13 protein-coding genes are annotated in these 13,836 nt (G+C 36.6%); 5 read left to right on the top strand and 8 right to left on the bottom strand.

What is annotated here, in order from left to right; translation table 11 throughout:
- Positions 1 to 107: 107 nt before the first annotated feature.
- On the bottom strand, positions 108 to 551 hold the full coding sequence (locus B4F31_RS04365; RefSeq protein ID WP_093306320.1) for an Hsp20/alpha crystallin family protein: 444 nt from the start codon (positions 549 to 551) through the stop codon (positions 108 to 110).
- Between the two features lie 181 nt (positions 552 to 732).
- Between B4F31_RS04365 and B4F31_RS04360 the strand changes: the two genes are divergently transcribed.
- Both B4F31_RS04360 and B4F31_RS04355 read left to right on the top strand, forming a co-directional pair.
- Positions 733 to 2,022 carry a DUF2254 domain-containing protein gene (locus B4F31_RS04360; protein WP_093306322.1) on the top strand — a complete coding sequence of 430 codons (1,290 nt, stop codon included), beginning with the start codon at positions 733 to 735 and terminating at the stop codon, positions 2,020 to 2,022.
- Positions 2,023 to 2,055: 33 nt separating this feature from the next.
- Positions 2,056 to 2,313: a DUF1456 family protein gene (locus B4F31_RS04355; RefSeq protein WP_093306324.1), complete on the top strand. Its 258-nt coding sequence runs from the start codon at positions 2,056 to 2,058 to the stop codon at positions 2,311 to 2,313.
- Positions 2,314 to 2,492: 179 nt separating this feature from the next.
- On the opposite strand, the gene ettA is transcribed toward B4F31_RS04355, so the two are convergent.
- From ettA to B4F31_RS04340, 3 genes are all read right to left on the bottom strand, one after another.
- Entirely contained in the window at positions 2,493 to 4,184 is a 1,692-nt protein-coding gene (ettA, locus tag B4F31_RS04350) for an energy-dependent translational throttle protein EttA (protein WP_075326060.1), read from the bottom strand.
- A 65-nt stretch (positions 4,185 to 4,249) separates the two neighbouring features.
- A complete protein-coding gene (locus B4F31_RS04345) occupies positions 4,250 to 4,723 on the bottom strand; it encodes a DinB family protein (protein ID WP_286760702.1) in 474 nt (157 codons plus the stop codon).
- A 9-nt stretch (positions 4,724 to 4,732) separates the two neighbouring features.
- A complete protein-coding gene (locus B4F31_RS04340) occupies positions 4,733 to 4,912 on the bottom strand; it encodes a CAL67264 family membrane protein (RefSeq protein WP_075326058.1) in 180 nt (59 codons plus the stop codon).
- Positions 4,913 to 5,089: 177 nt separating this feature from the next.
- Here B4F31_RS04340 and B4F31_RS04335 point away from each other — a divergent pair, with 177 nt between their 5' ends.
- Genes B4F31_RS04335 through B4F31_RS04325 form a run of 3 tightly spaced genes read left to right on the top strand, consistent with a single transcriptional unit; the run spans position 5,090 to position 9,268 of the window.
- Positions 5,090 to 6,733, top strand: coding sequence for an acyl-CoA carboxylase subunit beta (locus tag B4F31_RS04335; RefSeq protein ID WP_093306328.1), 1,644 nt, complete (start codon positions 5,090 to 5,092; stop codon positions 6,731 to 6,733).
- Positions 6,730 to 7,617 (top strand): hypothetical protein, encoded by an 888-nt coding sequence (locus B4F31_RS04330; RefSeq protein WP_093306330.1) that lies wholly within the window; start codon positions 6,730 to 6,732, stop codon positions 7,615 to 7,617. The genes B4F31_RS04335 and B4F31_RS04330 overlap by 4 nt, the downstream gene beginning before the upstream one ends.
- A 13-nt stretch (positions 7,618 to 7,630) precedes the next feature.
- The gene (locus B4F31_RS04325; RefSeq protein ID WP_093306332.1) at positions 7,631 to 9,268 is read left to right on the top strand and encodes a M1 family metallopeptidase; all 1,638 of its coding nucleotides are present in this window, start codon (positions 7,631 to 7,633) and stop codon (positions 9,266 to 9,268) included.
- 89 nt (positions 9,269 to 9,357) lie between these two features.
- On the opposite strand, the gene B4F31_RS04320 is transcribed toward B4F31_RS04325, so the two are convergent.
- The 4 genes from B4F31_RS04320 to B4F31_RS04305 all read right to left on the bottom strand — a co-directional run bounded on the left by B4F31_RS04320 (position 9,358) and on the right by B4F31_RS04305 (position 13,822).
- A complete protein-coding gene (locus B4F31_RS04320; protein ID WP_093306334.1) occupies positions 9,358 to 10,677 on the bottom strand; it encodes a M24 family metallopeptidase in 1,320 nt (439 codons plus the stop codon).
- Positions 10,678 to 10,683: 6 nt separating this feature from the next.
- Positions 10,684 to 11,781 carry an AMP-binding protein gene (locus tag B4F31_RS04315; RefSeq protein WP_075326055.1) on the bottom strand — a complete coding sequence of 366 codons (1,098 nt, stop codon included), beginning with the start codon at positions 11,779 to 11,781 and terminating at the stop codon, positions 10,684 to 10,686.
- A 61-nt stretch (positions 11,782 to 11,842) separates the two neighbouring features.
- Complete coding sequence (locus tag B4F31_RS04310) at positions 11,843 to 12,784, bottom strand: CPBP family intramembrane glutamic endopeptidase (RefSeq protein WP_286760701.1); 942 nt, start codon at positions 12,782 to 12,784, stop codon at positions 11,843 to 11,845.
- A 3-nt stretch (positions 12,785 to 12,787) separates the two neighbouring features.
- Entirely contained in the window at positions 12,788 to 13,822 is a 1,035-nt protein-coding gene (locus tag B4F31_RS04305; protein WP_286760700.1) for an o-succinylbenzoate synthase, read from the bottom strand.
- Positions 13,823 to 13,836: the final 14 nt, after the last annotated feature.

Genomic DNA, 13,836 nt, shown 5'->3' with positions numbered 1-13,836 from the left:
TAAATATAATTAGACGATTTAAAGAAACTTTAAATACCTAAATAATCAGTATAAAAAAAACGTCCGGCTAGGGACGTTTTTTTAACTAATCAAACTAACTATCTAAATTACGAAATCTCAATCATTCGTTTAGCCTGTACTTTAGCTTCTTCCCGCTTTGGCAGTTCTATAATAAGAACCCCATCTTTATAAGAAGCAGAAATTTTCTCACTATCTACTGAATCTGGTAAACTAAAAGCTCTTTTAAAAGTACTATAACTAAATTCCTTCCTGGTGTACCTTCCATTTTTTTCTGAAGTTTCATTTTCTTTTTTCTCTTCAGAAGAAATGGTTAATACATCGTTGTCTAGCTCAATATTAAAATCTTCTTTAGTTTTACCCGGTGCAGCAACTTCTACGCTAAAGTTGTCCTCGGTTTCCTGAATGTTTACAGCAGGAATACTGGTTCCTATACTGTTAACATTTGTAGTTCCTCCTAACCAATCGGTTTTAAACATATCGTCAAAAACCGATGGCAGCCAATTGGCCTCATTTCTTTTAATTAAACTCATAGCTTTTATGTTTTTGTTAGACTTTAATTTTATTGTTTCTGATAAATTATTAGCAATTTAGATTCCATTCTATTTTTTATGTCTTTTTGGCATTTTTATTCATAATTAAACAGACAATTTGTCAATTGAATTAAAGAAGCTTATTTCTAGTGACTTTTGAGTAACTTTCCAACAAAACTAAATGAAGTATTTTTTTAATCGTATTTATATTCTCCTTTCCAACCTGCAAAGTAAAATTGCTTTTTATCCCAGTGTTTTTGCAATTCTGGGTTTTCTAATAGCCTTCACGCTTATTTATATAGAAAATCAGGGTGTATCCAGGTATCTTTTAGATCATATTCCAATGCTGGTGGTAGATAATGGCAACACCGCACTTAGCATATTAACCGCCTGCATTACCGGCCTTATTTCTATGATGGTTTTTAGTTTTTCTATGGTGATGGTACTATTAAATCAGGCGGCGAGTAATTATTCTCCCCGGTTGCTTCCCGGACTTATTTCTGATAAAAATCATCAGGTTATTTTAGGAATCTACCTGGCTACTATACTCTACTGTATTTTCGTGGCGGTTTCTATTCAGCCCGAAGGGGACTCTTATCAAACCCCAGGTTTTTCAGTATTAGTCGGAATTATTTTTACCGTGATTTGTATTGGTGCATTTATTTATTTTATACATAATATTTCGCAAAGCATACAGATTAACAATATCCTGGATCGCATTTTTAGACAGGCAAGAACCCGACTAATTTTTTTGCTGAAAACTGAAGAAAATGAAGATCAGGAATTCCCTGACACGAAAGAATGGTACGAGTACCATTCTGAAAAAAGTGGTTATTTTCAGAATTTATCTTCAGATAATTTATTAGATATCTGTAACGAAAAAGACACCCAGTTTGAAATTCTCCCAGTAAAAGGAATTTTTATTTTAAAGGGAATTCCGCTTTTAAAATCAAAAGAAAAATTGGACGATGAAACCTTAAAAAAGGTACTTTCTAATTTTAACCTTGCCCGCGGCGAGTTAGTAAACACCAATTATGTGCTCGCGTTTAAACAAATTACCGAGGTTATTGTAAAAGCAATGTCTCCCGGAATTAACGATCCCGGTACCGCCCTTAACGCTCTGGATTATTTAGCCGAACTTTTGGCTTTACGAATGCAAAAACAAGACAGACAATTTTTAAAGACAGATGAAAAAGTTTTAATCAAGATGCGGAGTGTAGATTTTGAAGAACTTTTATATCAGGTTTTAGCGCCTATAAGAGCATATTGCAAACACGATATAATTATTATTCAAAAACTGGGCATGCTTTTTTATTATCTGAAATCTCAAAAAGCAGTTAACGAAAAGTATTATGAAGTATTAGATATTGAAGCTAAAAACCTGTTTGCCGATGCAAAGTCTGTAATTAAAAATGATGCAGATCTCAAAAAAATAAACGCTATTAAAAAACAATTAAACCTGAAAAGTTAAAAGCAAAACTCAGGAAAAAGCTAAATTTGCCTTATGGGATTAACAAACAACGATATTTTTAAAAAACTAAGAGTCGCTCATAAATTACGAGACGACGATATTGTAAAAATTTGCGCTTTGGTAGATTTTAAAGTAACCAAAAGTGAATTAGGTGCAATATTTAGAGCCGAAGATCATCCAAAATATATAGAGTGCGGCGATCAATTTCTACGAAACTTCCTAAACGGACTCATAATTCACCTTCGCGGCCCTATGCCACCTAAGAAAGAAAAGAAACCAGAGAAAGAATAATCTCAGTTCTGGAGATTACAAAACTTTAAATAAAAAGGCCTCAAAAGATTAAAAAATCTGTGAGGCCTCTTTTATATATTATCCTGAACTTGTTTCAGGTTCTAACTTGAATGAAAATTAAACATCTTAGATTCTGAAATAAATTCAGAATGACGTTTTTTTTCTGCGAGATTAAAAAATTATCTCACCAACTTCTTATACTTAATACGTTTCGGCATAATATCTCCACCCAAACGTTTTTTCTTGTTTTCTTCGTAATCAGAGAAGCTTCCTTCAAAGAAATAAACCTGAGAATCTCCTTCAAAAGCAAGGATATGTGTACAAATTCTATCCAGGAACCAACGGTCGTGGGAAATAACCACGGCACAGCCGGCAAAATTCTCTAAACCTTCTTCCAGGGCACGGAGTGTATTCACATCTAAATCGTTGGTAGGCTCATCGAGTAGTAGAACGTTTCCTTCTTCTTTTAAGGTCATCGCCAAATGAAGTCGGTTTCTTTCTCCACCAGAAAGCATATTTACTTTCTTATTTTGTTCACTTCCGCTAAAGTTAAATCGGCTTAAATAGGCTCTTGAATTTACCTGGCGACCGCCCATCATAACCAACTCCTGCTCATCGCTAAAGTTCTGCCAAATGGTTTTTTCAGGATCTATATTAGAATGCGCCTGATCTACATAAGCGATCTTCGCGGTTTCACCAACCTCAAAACTTCCTTTATCAGGCTCTTCTTCGCCCATAATCATTTTAAAAATCGTGGTTTTACCAGCACCGTTGGGTCCAATTACCCCAACAATTCCAGCCTGCGGAAGTTTAAAATTTAAATCTTCATAAAGCAATTTATCACCAAAAGCTTTACTCACTCCATTGGCTTCAATCACATTGGTTCCTAACCTTGGACCGTTAGGAATATAAATTTCCAGCTGCTCATCCATTTGCTTTTGATCCTGGCTCAACAACTTATCATAATTATTTAAACGTGCTTTTTGCTTGGCCTGACGTCCTTTCGGATTCATTTTAGACCATTCCAATTCTCGTTCCAAAGTTTTTTGACGTTTGCTGGCTTGCTTTTGCTCTTGTGCCATACGTTTAGACTTCTGGTCTAACCAGGAAGAATAGTTTCCTTTCCACGGGATACCTTCTCCCCGGTCCAGTTCTAGAATCCAACCTGCAACATTATCAAGGAAATAACGGTCGTGCGTTACAGCGATAACGGTCCCTTTATACTGGGCCAAATGATGCTCTAACCAATGTACAGATTCAGCATCTAAATGGTTAGTTGGCTCATCCAGGAGTAAAATATCCGGCTCCTGAAGTAAAAGTCTACAAAGCGCCACACGTCTTCTTTCTCCTCCTGAAAGCACCGAAATCTTTTTATCGGCTTCAGGGGTTCTTAAAGCGTCCATTGCAATTTCCAGTTTGGTATCCAATTCCCAGGCGTTTGAAGAATCAATTTTATCCTGAAGCGCAGCCTGCTTATCCATAAGCTTCTGCATCTTATCGGCATCTTCATAAACCTCGGGTAATCCAAACTGGTCATTAATTTTATTGTACTCATCAAGAATGGCCACCGTTTCGGCAACTCCTTCTTTTACCACCTCCAGTACGGTTTTATCTTCATCTACTTTTGGTTCCTGTTCAAGGTAACCAACGGAATAGCCAGGAGAGAAAACCACATCGCCCTGGTAATTTTTATCTTCGCCGGCAATAATTCTAAGTAAAGTAGATTTACCAGAACCATTTAAACCAAGAATCCCAATTTTTGCACCGTAGAAAAAACTAAGGTATATATTTTTCAAAACCGGGGTATTCGCATTTTTATAAGTCTTGGTTACCCCAGACATTGAAAAGATCACTTTTTTATCGTCTGCCATAATGAATTTTTTAAGCTATTTTAAGATTTGCAAATATCTGAAATTAAAGTCAGAATTCGGTTTGATTATTTATAAAGGCCGAGTAAGCGCAAGATGATTAACATTTGCCCGGTGTGATAGGCCGTATGCTCTATAACCAGCATAATTTCCCGCAATAAGCTATGATTGTCAGAGTTTTTAACCGGAAGATTTAAATCAATGTCAGTATCTAAAATAAAATTTTTAAAACGCTCCCTATCTTCAAAATAATCTTTCTTTAATTTTTTCCAGTCTTCTTCGGTATCGGGAGTTGATTCTTTCGGCCAGTAATCATCGGGCCATTCTGAGCTTTTATAATTTTCAGAAATAGAATATTCCAAAATATCCTTTTGCGCGAAAACAATATGGTAGAAAAGTTCGTAAAAGGAATACGGTAAATTTTGAGGCTTTTCCCCTAATTTTTCAAACGAAATTTTATCGATCAAATCTTCCAAAGCCATAAAAGCTTCACCTCCTTGTAAATGTTTAATTAATTGTTCTTTGTTTACGGAATCTGACATATTATCGACTTAAATTCTACCTTTTAATGCATTAAACGCCCAGGAAATGGCAAAAAATCCAATCCCCGTGACCGAGAAACCAATTGCGTAATCTCGATATTTAAGCACACCCAATAAAATAATAGCGGCACCAATAATGAACAAAGCAAAAGATGCCCAGGCGAAAATGGTATTTTTATTCATTCCCATATTAAAGATTTTATACAAATATCGGCTATTTTACATTCCCAAACCATAAGTAGAATTCACGCTATTTTGTATTTTAGCCAAAAGACGGCTGTAAATTTAAAATTTACTGAAATTTTGATATTATTTCTACCTATTTAGAAGATTTTTCTAATTTCAGGAATTAAAAAATCATAATATATGAATATGAAATTCAATAAAAATGAAGACCATAATAAACTTTTGGTTTCTTCATTAAATCATAAACTTAAACGCGTAAAGCTTGGTGGTGGTGAAAAGCGCATAGAAAAACATCACGCCAAAGGAAAAATGACCGCCCGGGAGCGAATCGATTTTTTACTGGACGATAAATCCAATTCAATAGAAATTGGTGCTTTTGCCGGGGAAGGAATGTACGAAGAACACGGTGGTTGCCCTTCTGGTGGTGTGGTGGTGAAAATGGGCTATGTCTCCGGGAAACAATGTATTGTAGTTGCTAATGATGCCACTGTAAAAGCCGGCGCCTGGTTTCCTATTACGGGAAAGAAGAACCTTCGCGCGCAGGAAATAGCCATTGAAAACCGACTTCCAATTATTTACCTGGTAGATAGTGCCGGGGTATATTTACCTATGCAGGATGAAATTTTTCCTGACAAGGAACACTTCGGAAGAATTTTTAGAAATAACGCTGTGATGAGCAGTATGGGAATCACCCAAATTGCAGCGGTGATGGGCAGTTGTGTGGCAGGTGGTGCTTACCTTCCAATTATGAGTGATGAAGCACTTATCGTAGAAAAGACCGGAAGTATTTTCCTTGCCGGAAGCTACCTTGTAAAAGCCGCCATTGGAGAATCTGTAGATAACGAAACCCTGGGCGGTGCTACTACACATAGCGAAATTAGTGGAGTGACCGATTATAAAGCGAAAGACGATAAAGACGCGCTTACCCGCATAAAGAATATTATGGATAAAATGGGCGATTTTGATAAAGCCGGATTTAGTCATAAAAAAGCTGTAAAACCAAAGGAAAATCAGGAAGATATTTACGGAATTCTTCCTAAAAAACGCAGCGACCAATACGATGTTCGGGAAATTATTTCCCGTTTGGTAGATGGTTCAGAATTTGAAGAATATAAAGAAGGTTATGGCCAAACCATTATTACCGGCTACGCCAGGATTGATGGTTGGGCCGTGGGAATTGTTGCTAATCAGCGTAAAATTGTAAAAACTACGGCGTCGAAAACGAAACCTACGGAAATGCAGTTTGGTGGAGTGATTTATTCAGATTCTGCCGATAAAGCGACGCGATTTATAGCAAATTGCAACCAGAAAAAAATCCCGCTTGTTTTTCTTCAAGATGTTACCGGATTTATGGTTGGTAGCAAAAGCGAACACGGCGGCATCATTAAAGACGGAGCTAAAATGGTAAGCGCGGTAAGTAATTCGGTAGTTCCAAAATTCACCATAATTATGGGGAATTCTTATGGGGCAGGAAATTATGCCATGTGTGGAAAAGCATACGACCCAAGACTAATCGCAGCCTGGCCAAGTGCAGAACTTGCAGTAATGGGAGGAACCCAGGCCGCTAAGGTTTTAGCGCAAATTGAAACCGCCGCTATGGAGAAAAAAGGCGAAAAAGTTGACGAAGAAAAAGAAAAAGAGGTTTTTGAAGCCATTAAATCCCGCTACGACGAACAAACTTCACCTTACTATGCTGCGGCGAGATTATGGACAGACGCAGTGATAGATCCTTTAGATACCAGGAAATGGATTTCTATGGGAATTGAAGCCGCCAACCACGCGCCTATTGAAAAAGACTTTAATGTAGGAGTAATTCAAACATGAAAAAAACATTAAAACAAAGTGTAGGTCTGCTATTCTTTTTTATAATAACTGTATCGTATTCTCAGGATACAATTGTTAGGAATTACATCCCAATTTCAAACTATAAGGAAGCTGGGAATAAAATAACTAAAAAAGATAGTACCAATTTCCGTTTTTACAATAGGGATACCCTAGTACAGGTTTCAGCAGATTATAAATCGACCATAGATAAGAATAAAGTGAAGGTGCCCTATGAACCAAAAGACAGTATGTTTTTGGAGCTTTATAAGAATGTGGTTTACAATACAGACAGTTTTTCAGAAAAAAAGCTGTTTATGCGTTATTGGAAAGATTCTGTAAAAGTGTATTTTGAGCCAAGCGTCCCACCTGTACACGCCAATAAACTGATGCAATTTGCTAATAACATTTCAAACGATATCGACTCCTTAAATATAAAAAGAGTTGATAACGCAGATGACTCAAATTATAGAGTTTATTACCTGAATTCTGAACACAATAAAGATTTTGAGCCTAGAATTTTAGGGAAAAGCGGATATTATGCTCACTGGAATGGTAGAAATCAGATTTACAAAACAGATTTAAAACTTAATACCAGTCTGATTCAGAAGGATTCGTATAAAATGGAATTATTAAAATTTCATTTTTTTCGTTCCCTAGGCTATTTTCAGAGTTCAAAAAAATTAGCTTGCAAAAGCTATCTTTCAGCCTGTAGAAAACCCAGGGAGTTAACCAGTATTGATCTGGACTTACTTAAATATCATTATTCCTACGGAGTTTGTAAAGGTGTAGATCTTGAAGAATTCGAAAAACTTCACGCTGATTTTCGAGAACTCAAGAAAAAACATAAAAATATTGTATTAGAGGTTGTTCATACCAACTATTAATTTTAAAATAGATATGAAAAAATTAATTTTTATTCTTGCCGTTTCACTTGCAGCAATCAACATTTCCTTCGCCCAGGTATTAAGCGACAAGCAAGGGGATTATACCGAAGCCGATTCACTTAGAGGCTCATTAAGACCCGAGCGCGCCTTTGATGTTCAGAAGTATCATTTAAAGCTTAAAGTGGAACCCGAAAAGCAATTTATTTCAGGCTCCAATACTATTAGTTTTATTGCTGAAGATAATCTTTCTACCATTCAAATAGACCTTTTTGAAGATATGAAAGTGGATTCTATTCTTCAGAATAGGAAAACTTTAACTTACGAAAGAAAACACAATGCGGTTTTTATCGAGTTGGAAGAAACGGTAAAAGCCAATGAAAAAGGAGAAATTCAATTTTATTATTCCGGAAAACCCATTGTAGCAAAAAATGCACCCTGGGATGGCGGTTTTGTTTGGGATAAAGATGATAATGGAGATCCGTGGATTGGTGTTGCGGTTCAGGGAACCGGTGCCAGCCTTTGGTATCCAAATAAAGACCACCAAAGCGATGAGCCGGAAGAAGTTCAGTTAGATATCGCAGTTCCAAACGGATTGATGAACGTTTCTAACGGGCAATTTTTAGGAGAAAAAGATTTAGGAAACGGTTATACCGAGTGGAGCTGGAAAACCGTGAATCCTATCAATAATTACAACGTAATGATCAATATCGCGAATTATGAGCATTTCTCTGACTCGTATGGCGATCTAGATCTCGATTATTACGTTTTGCCTTACAACCTGGAGAAAGCTAAAGAGCAATTCAAGGAAGTTAAACCAATGATGGATTGCTTTTATGAAAAATTCGGGGAATATCCTTTTGTGGAAGATGGATTCAAACTAATTGAAACTCCTTACCTGGGGATGGAACACCAAAGTGCCGTAGCCTATGGAAACGAGTATAAAATGGGCTACCTGGGTAATGACCTGTCCGGCACAGGAATTGGCCTGAAGTGGGATTATATTATTATTCATGAATCTGGTCACGAATGGTATGGTAACAGTATTACCGCGAAAGATATTGCGGATATGTGGATTCACGAAGGCTTTACTTCCTATTCGGAAGCTGTTTATGTAGAGTGCCGCTGGGGCAAGGAAGAAGCCCTGGAATATCTTAAAGGAACTCGCCGAGGCCTTGGTAATAATGCAACAATTATTGGGGATTATGGTGTGAATAGCGAAGGCTCTGGAGATATGTATTTTAAAGGCGCCAATTTATTGAATACCATTCGTAGCATTTATGATAACGATGAATTATGGTGGAAAACATTAAAAGATTACACCGAAACTTATAAACACCAGATCATCGATACCGAAACTACTGAAAATTTCTTTGATGAAGCTACCGGGGTAGACCTAGAACCTATTTTTGATCAATATCTAAGACATACTGATTTACCGAAATTACAATTCAGAAAAAAAGAAGGTAAAACCCAGGCAAGATGGATAGCTGATGTTGAGCATTTTAAAATGCCGGTAGATATTTTGGTTGATGGAAAGGAAATTAGAATTTATCCTACAAACGAGTGGCAGAATTTAAAACAGAATATTGCGCTGGATAAAATAAAGGTAAACGACCTGGAATTTTATATAACTTCTGCTTATATAAAATAGATAAGAAAATTTGTTTATTCAACAACCTGCAGATTATTTAATTCTGCAGGTTTTTTTATATACCTAACTCTTTCTTATTGATCAAAAAATCACTCTGATGAAATAAGTATTAATTCCTCCTGTCTTCCGTTTAAATAACTGAAGCCTCCTTCACCCCAAAACCCTGCTTCCTCTAACATTATTCTAATTTCCTGGTTCCATTCTCTCAAAAATACGCTGGTATTGAGTTCTATTGCGTAAACTGTATTTTCATTTAGAAGATATTCCCCACTCCCGGGCACGCCGTCCTGTGAATCCCACATTCCAATAGTTGTGCCGGCAGAATGCCCATATAATCCCAGCGGATGGGTGTAAATCATAGGTTTCAAGCCTTCTTCCCTCGCCTGGTCTAAACTTTCTGAAAGTATCTGATTTCCAGATTTTCCTGTTTCGAAATTTTCGGTTAAAATATCCTGAACCTGGTTTCCTTTCTTAAAAGCTTGCTGAAGAAACTCTGGAGCTTCAGTTTCTCCTGGTTTTAAAACGTACGCCATTTGCTGGCAATCGGTATTCAACCTTAAATAAGTGATCCCAAAGTCACAGTGAAGCAAATCTCCATCATAGATTATCTTTCCTTCTTTATTAGATGAGAATGCCGAAATATGGTCTTCCAACGCTTCTTCATCCCTTTGAATAGACACAGTGGGATGAAACCAGGTTTCCAGTCCAAGATCGGTTACTTTTTGTCTCATCCACCAAACCACATCTTCAGTGGTAGTTTCTCCCGGAATAATCACTTCTTCGCTAAAAGCTTCCCTGATAATATTTTTAGTAATTTCAACCAACTGGGGATAAATCTCCATTTCCATCTGGGACCTGGTTTCAATCCAACCTACTGCTAAGTCTTCTCCAGACACAAGACGGTTTTTATATTTCAATGGTAGGTAATCCATAAATTCGTCAGAATCTGTTTTTACCAGTCCATCGGCCAAACCATAATTTTTTGAAGAATTCAGTGCAATTTTTTGTGGATCTCGTTTTTCTATAATATCAATTAACGCTTTCCATTGTTCAGGTTTCTTTTCAGGATCCCAGGCTGCTTCTATACTTTCTCCAACTTCATACCTGGCTACCGCAAGGCTTTCTAAAGTATCAGTTTCTTTATTTCTGCTAAAAACGAGAATAGTGCGTCTTCTTGCATTTAACCAGGTAGCTGGTAACATGGTGCGTAATACAGGATCTTCGTTATATTCACGGGAAATTATAATCCACATATCTACTGCTGCCTTATCCATTAAATCGGGGAGAAGATTTTTAAACTTATCGTTTAAAATTTCATTTATAACAGTAGCTCTTTCACGCTCAGGAAGAATTTGAGCCGAAGTATTTAAAACACACAACAGCGCAATAACCAATAATAATTTATACATATGGAACTAATTCACCTTGCTTTTAAAGGTATTTTCTCTATGAATTTTACCCGTATGGGTTTCTTCAAATTTTTCTATAAAATAGATTTTTTTAGGCCGCTCGTATTTTTCCAGACTTTTTAATTCATTAATCTCTCTTTCTAGTTTTTGCAGAAAATCTTCTGAAAATTCATTTTCAACAAAAAGCACCAGTTTTTCCCCTAAGGAATCATCTGGCATTGCCGTTACAAATAAGCGCTGATCTATAATTTTGGAAAGCTTCTTTTCAATTTGTTCTGGATGAAGTTTTATTCCGCCAGAATTGATCACGTTATCTATTCTCCCTTTCCAAATAAATTTCTTGTAGGTAAGAATCTCCACCACATCATTAGTGGTAATTATTTCATCTGAAAGTTTAGGAGCCTTAATCACTAAACAACCTCTATCATCTTGCGAAATATTAATATTCGGCAAAACTTTAAAAGGACGGGATTTTTTCCTGTTTTTTGATGGATTTAGCCTTTTTGCGGCAATATGGGTAACGGTTTCCGTCATTCCATAAGTTTCATAAACCTTGGTGCTAACTTCTTTTACCATTTTTTGAAGCCTGGGCGAAACCGCACCACCGCCAACAATAAGTTTCTTTATAAGATGCAGACGCCCAACCGAATTATCTAATTGAAACGGCGTCATTGCACAAAAATCATAACGTTTAAAAACCTGGTCTAAAGGATTTGAGGAAGGTGGCACCATATCTAATTGCCAGCCCAAAACCATTGCCCGAACCAGCATCATTTTCCCGGCAATATAGGTAGCGGGCAAACATAGTAAAGCAGTAGTTTTCTCAGGAAGATCAAAGAAACGGGAAGTTGCAATGGCAGAGTTGATCATCTGCTCTTTTTTGATCCTTATAATTTTTGGTTTCCCGGTAGAGCCAGAAGTTTTTACCTCAACATATTTTGAAGGCTTGATCCAGTCTAAAAGGAAACTTCCTATTTTCTCTTCAAATGCCTCTCCTTCTTTTATAAAGCTATAGGCCACTAAATGCAGTTCGGCATTGGAATAATGTCGTTTATTCAGCCTGAAATCGGGATGAGTTTCCGGTACTTTGTATTTATCTGCCATATTTAAAACCAAATATGTTACATTTCTACATATTGAAAGTTAGCAAATTGTAATGATAAATTTAACTTTCTTCTGAAAGTTTTAAGGTTTCTGGCTTTTCTACTTTTCCGAAAAGTTTATTTTTCCAATTATTCCAGCCATATTTTTTAGCCATTATGAAAAGAAAAAGGGGATAAATTATAAATACTGGAATAGCCACATCCCAGAAACCTGCTATGGGCGCAGAAACGTCTTTAAATATAGATTCAGTTTGGAAAGCAGTCCAGTCGGCAGTAACCAATAGCGCCGCAACCAAATTATTAGCGGCATGGAAGCCAAGCGCCAGTTCAAGACCTTCATCCATTAGCGTCATAATGCCAAGCATGAATCCCGTGCCAATGTAGTGTATCATAATTATATCTCCCAGCTGGCCTACCTCTGGATTAAAATAATGCAGCCCGCCAAAAATGATAGAAGTTAGAAATAATGGAACCCAGCGATTTTTAGCAAACACACCCAATCCCTGCATTAAATATCCACGGAACATATATTCCTCAAAACTGGTTTGCAGTGGAATAAATATAACGGCAATTCCTACCAAAATAAGAAATGAGGTGGGTTCGAAATTTAACTGATAATCTTCAGGATAAAAGAAATAATATCCCAGGGTGGTTAAGATAGTAAAGATAGCTACCAGGGTAAAAGCAAAGAAAAACCGGCTCCAATCTAGCTTCTTTCGAGTAGTGGTTAAGGTTTTTAATGGCTGCGAATGCAGGTATTTTGCATTGAAAAAAACCGCCACCAGTCCGGCTGCAAAAGGTAATAATAAGAAAAACAACGTTAAATTAGAATCAAAGACTTTTAGGACTGCTGTTTCGTCCATAGCGGCATCAAACCCACCTTCCAAAAAAAGAGCTATCAGAAATGGGATTTGGGCCATAAAAACCGCAATCATAATTATAACTACCCCAATAATGTATCTCCATAATTCATGATGATACCGAAACGCCTGCGCTATATACATTTACTAAAAATTAAATTCCCAGCTTTTAGCTAGATTATATTGAATATTTCCTTTTTCTACCTCTAACGGACTTTGAATATTATTGGTGTATAAATTTCCGGTGCCAAGTCCCTGGGGCATTTTATTGTTTTTGGTATAAGTAAATTGTGAAATTGCATTTAGCCCCACATTACTCTCTAAAGCGCTGGTGATCCACCAGCCAATATTGTTTTCTTCGGCTAAATCTATCCATTCTTGTGTGCCTTTAAAACCACCGATTAAACTGGGTTTTAAAATTATATACTGTGGCTTTATTGTATGTAACAATTCCTTCTTCTTTGTTACATTAAAAACGCCAATCAATTCTTCGTCTAAAGCGATTGGCAGCGGAGTTTTCAGGCATAAATCTGTCATTTCCTTCAGCTGTCCCTGTTTTATAGGTTGCTCTATACTATGTAATTGAAATTCACTTAAACGCTTCAGTTTTTCCTGGGCTTCTTCAGGTTTAAAAGCTCCATTTGCATCTACGCGTAATTCTATTTCTTCGGAAGAAAATTCAGAGCGAATATATTTTAAAAGCTCCAGTTCGGTTTCAAAATCTATCGCACCAATTTTCATTTTAATACAATCAAATCCCGCTTCAATTTTCTCCTGAATCTGGGATTTCATAAATGATTTCTCCCCCATCCATATCAATCCGTTAATGGGAATTGAAGCTTTTCCTATTGTAAATTCTGAAGGAAATATTTCAAAAGGATTTTTGGCATTTAAAGATCTAAAAGCCATTTCTACTCCTATTTGGATGCTGGGGAATTCTTTTAACTCTTCCCAAAGTATCGTTTCGCCCAAATTAATATTGTTGCAAACCCATTGCAGTTTTTCTTCATAATCTGGCCTATCATCCACACTCAGACTTCTAAGAATACCGCATTCACCGTAACCAACTTTATCAGCATCGGTTATTTTTAAAAACCAGGTTTCTTTAGTAGTAAGAACGCCCCGCGAAGTTCCGCTGGGGCGCTTAAATTTTAAGATATACTTTTTATAATCTGCCTGCATATATTTTTATTGGG

The organism is Salegentibacter sp. UBA1130, assembly GCF_002311535.1.
GTDB classification, from domain to species: Bacteria; Bacteroidota; Bacteroidia; order Flavobacteriales; family Flavobacteriaceae; genus Salegentibacter; species Salegentibacter agarivorans.
This window is presented reverse-complemented; position numbering and strand designations above follow the sequence as displayed.

Excerpts from the sequence above, each read along its gene's own strand:
- B4F31_RS04365 (WP_093306320.1), bottom strand. The coding sequence starts at position 551 with ATGAGTTTAATTAAAAGAAATGAGGCCAATTGGCTGCCATCGGTTTTT.
- B4F31_RS04360 (WP_093306322.1), top strand. The coding sequence starts at position 733 with ATGAAGTATTTTTTTAATCGTATTTATATTCTCCTTTCCAACCTGCAA.
- B4F31_RS04355 (WP_093306324.1), top strand. The coding sequence starts at position 2,056 with ATGGGATTAACAAACAACGATATTTTTAAAAAACTAAGAGTCGCTCAT.
- ettA (WP_075326060.1), bottom strand. The coding sequence starts at position 4,184 with ATGGCAGACGATAAAAAAGTGATCTTTTCAATGTCTGGGGTAACCAAG.
- B4F31_RS04345 (WP_286760702.1), bottom strand. The coding sequence starts at position 4,723 with ATGTCAGATTCCGTAAACAAAGAACAATTAATTAAACATTTACAAGGA.
- B4F31_RS04340 (WP_075326058.1), bottom strand. The coding sequence starts at position 4,912 with ATGGGAATGAATAAAAATACCATTTTCGCCTGGGCATCTTTTGCTTTG.
- B4F31_RS04335 (WP_093306328.1), top strand. The coding sequence starts at position 5,090 with ATGAATATGAAATTCAATAAAAATGAAGACCATAATAAACTTTTGGTT.
- B4F31_RS04330 (WP_093306330.1), top strand. The coding sequence starts at position 6,730 with ATGAAAAAAACATTAAAACAAAGTGTAGGTCTGCTATTCTTTTTTATA.
- B4F31_RS04325 (WP_093306332.1), top strand. The coding sequence starts at position 7,631 with ATGAAAAAATTAATTTTTATTCTTGCCGTTTCACTTGCAGCAATCAAC.
- B4F31_RS04320 (WP_093306334.1), bottom strand. The coding sequence starts at position 10,677 with ATGTATAAATTATTATTGGTTATTGCGCTGTTGTGTGTTTTAAATACT.
- B4F31_RS04315 (WP_075326055.1), bottom strand. The coding sequence starts at position 11,781 with ATGGCAGATAAATACAAAGTACCGGAAACTCATCCCGATTTCAGGCTG.
- B4F31_RS04310 (WP_286760701.1), bottom strand. The coding sequence starts at position 12,784 with ATGTATATAGCGCAGGCGTTTCGGTATCATCATGAATTATGGAGATAC.
- B4F31_RS04305 (WP_286760700.1), bottom strand. The coding sequence starts at position 13,822 with ATGCAGGCAGATTATAAAAAGTATATCTTAAAATTTAAGCGCCCCAGC.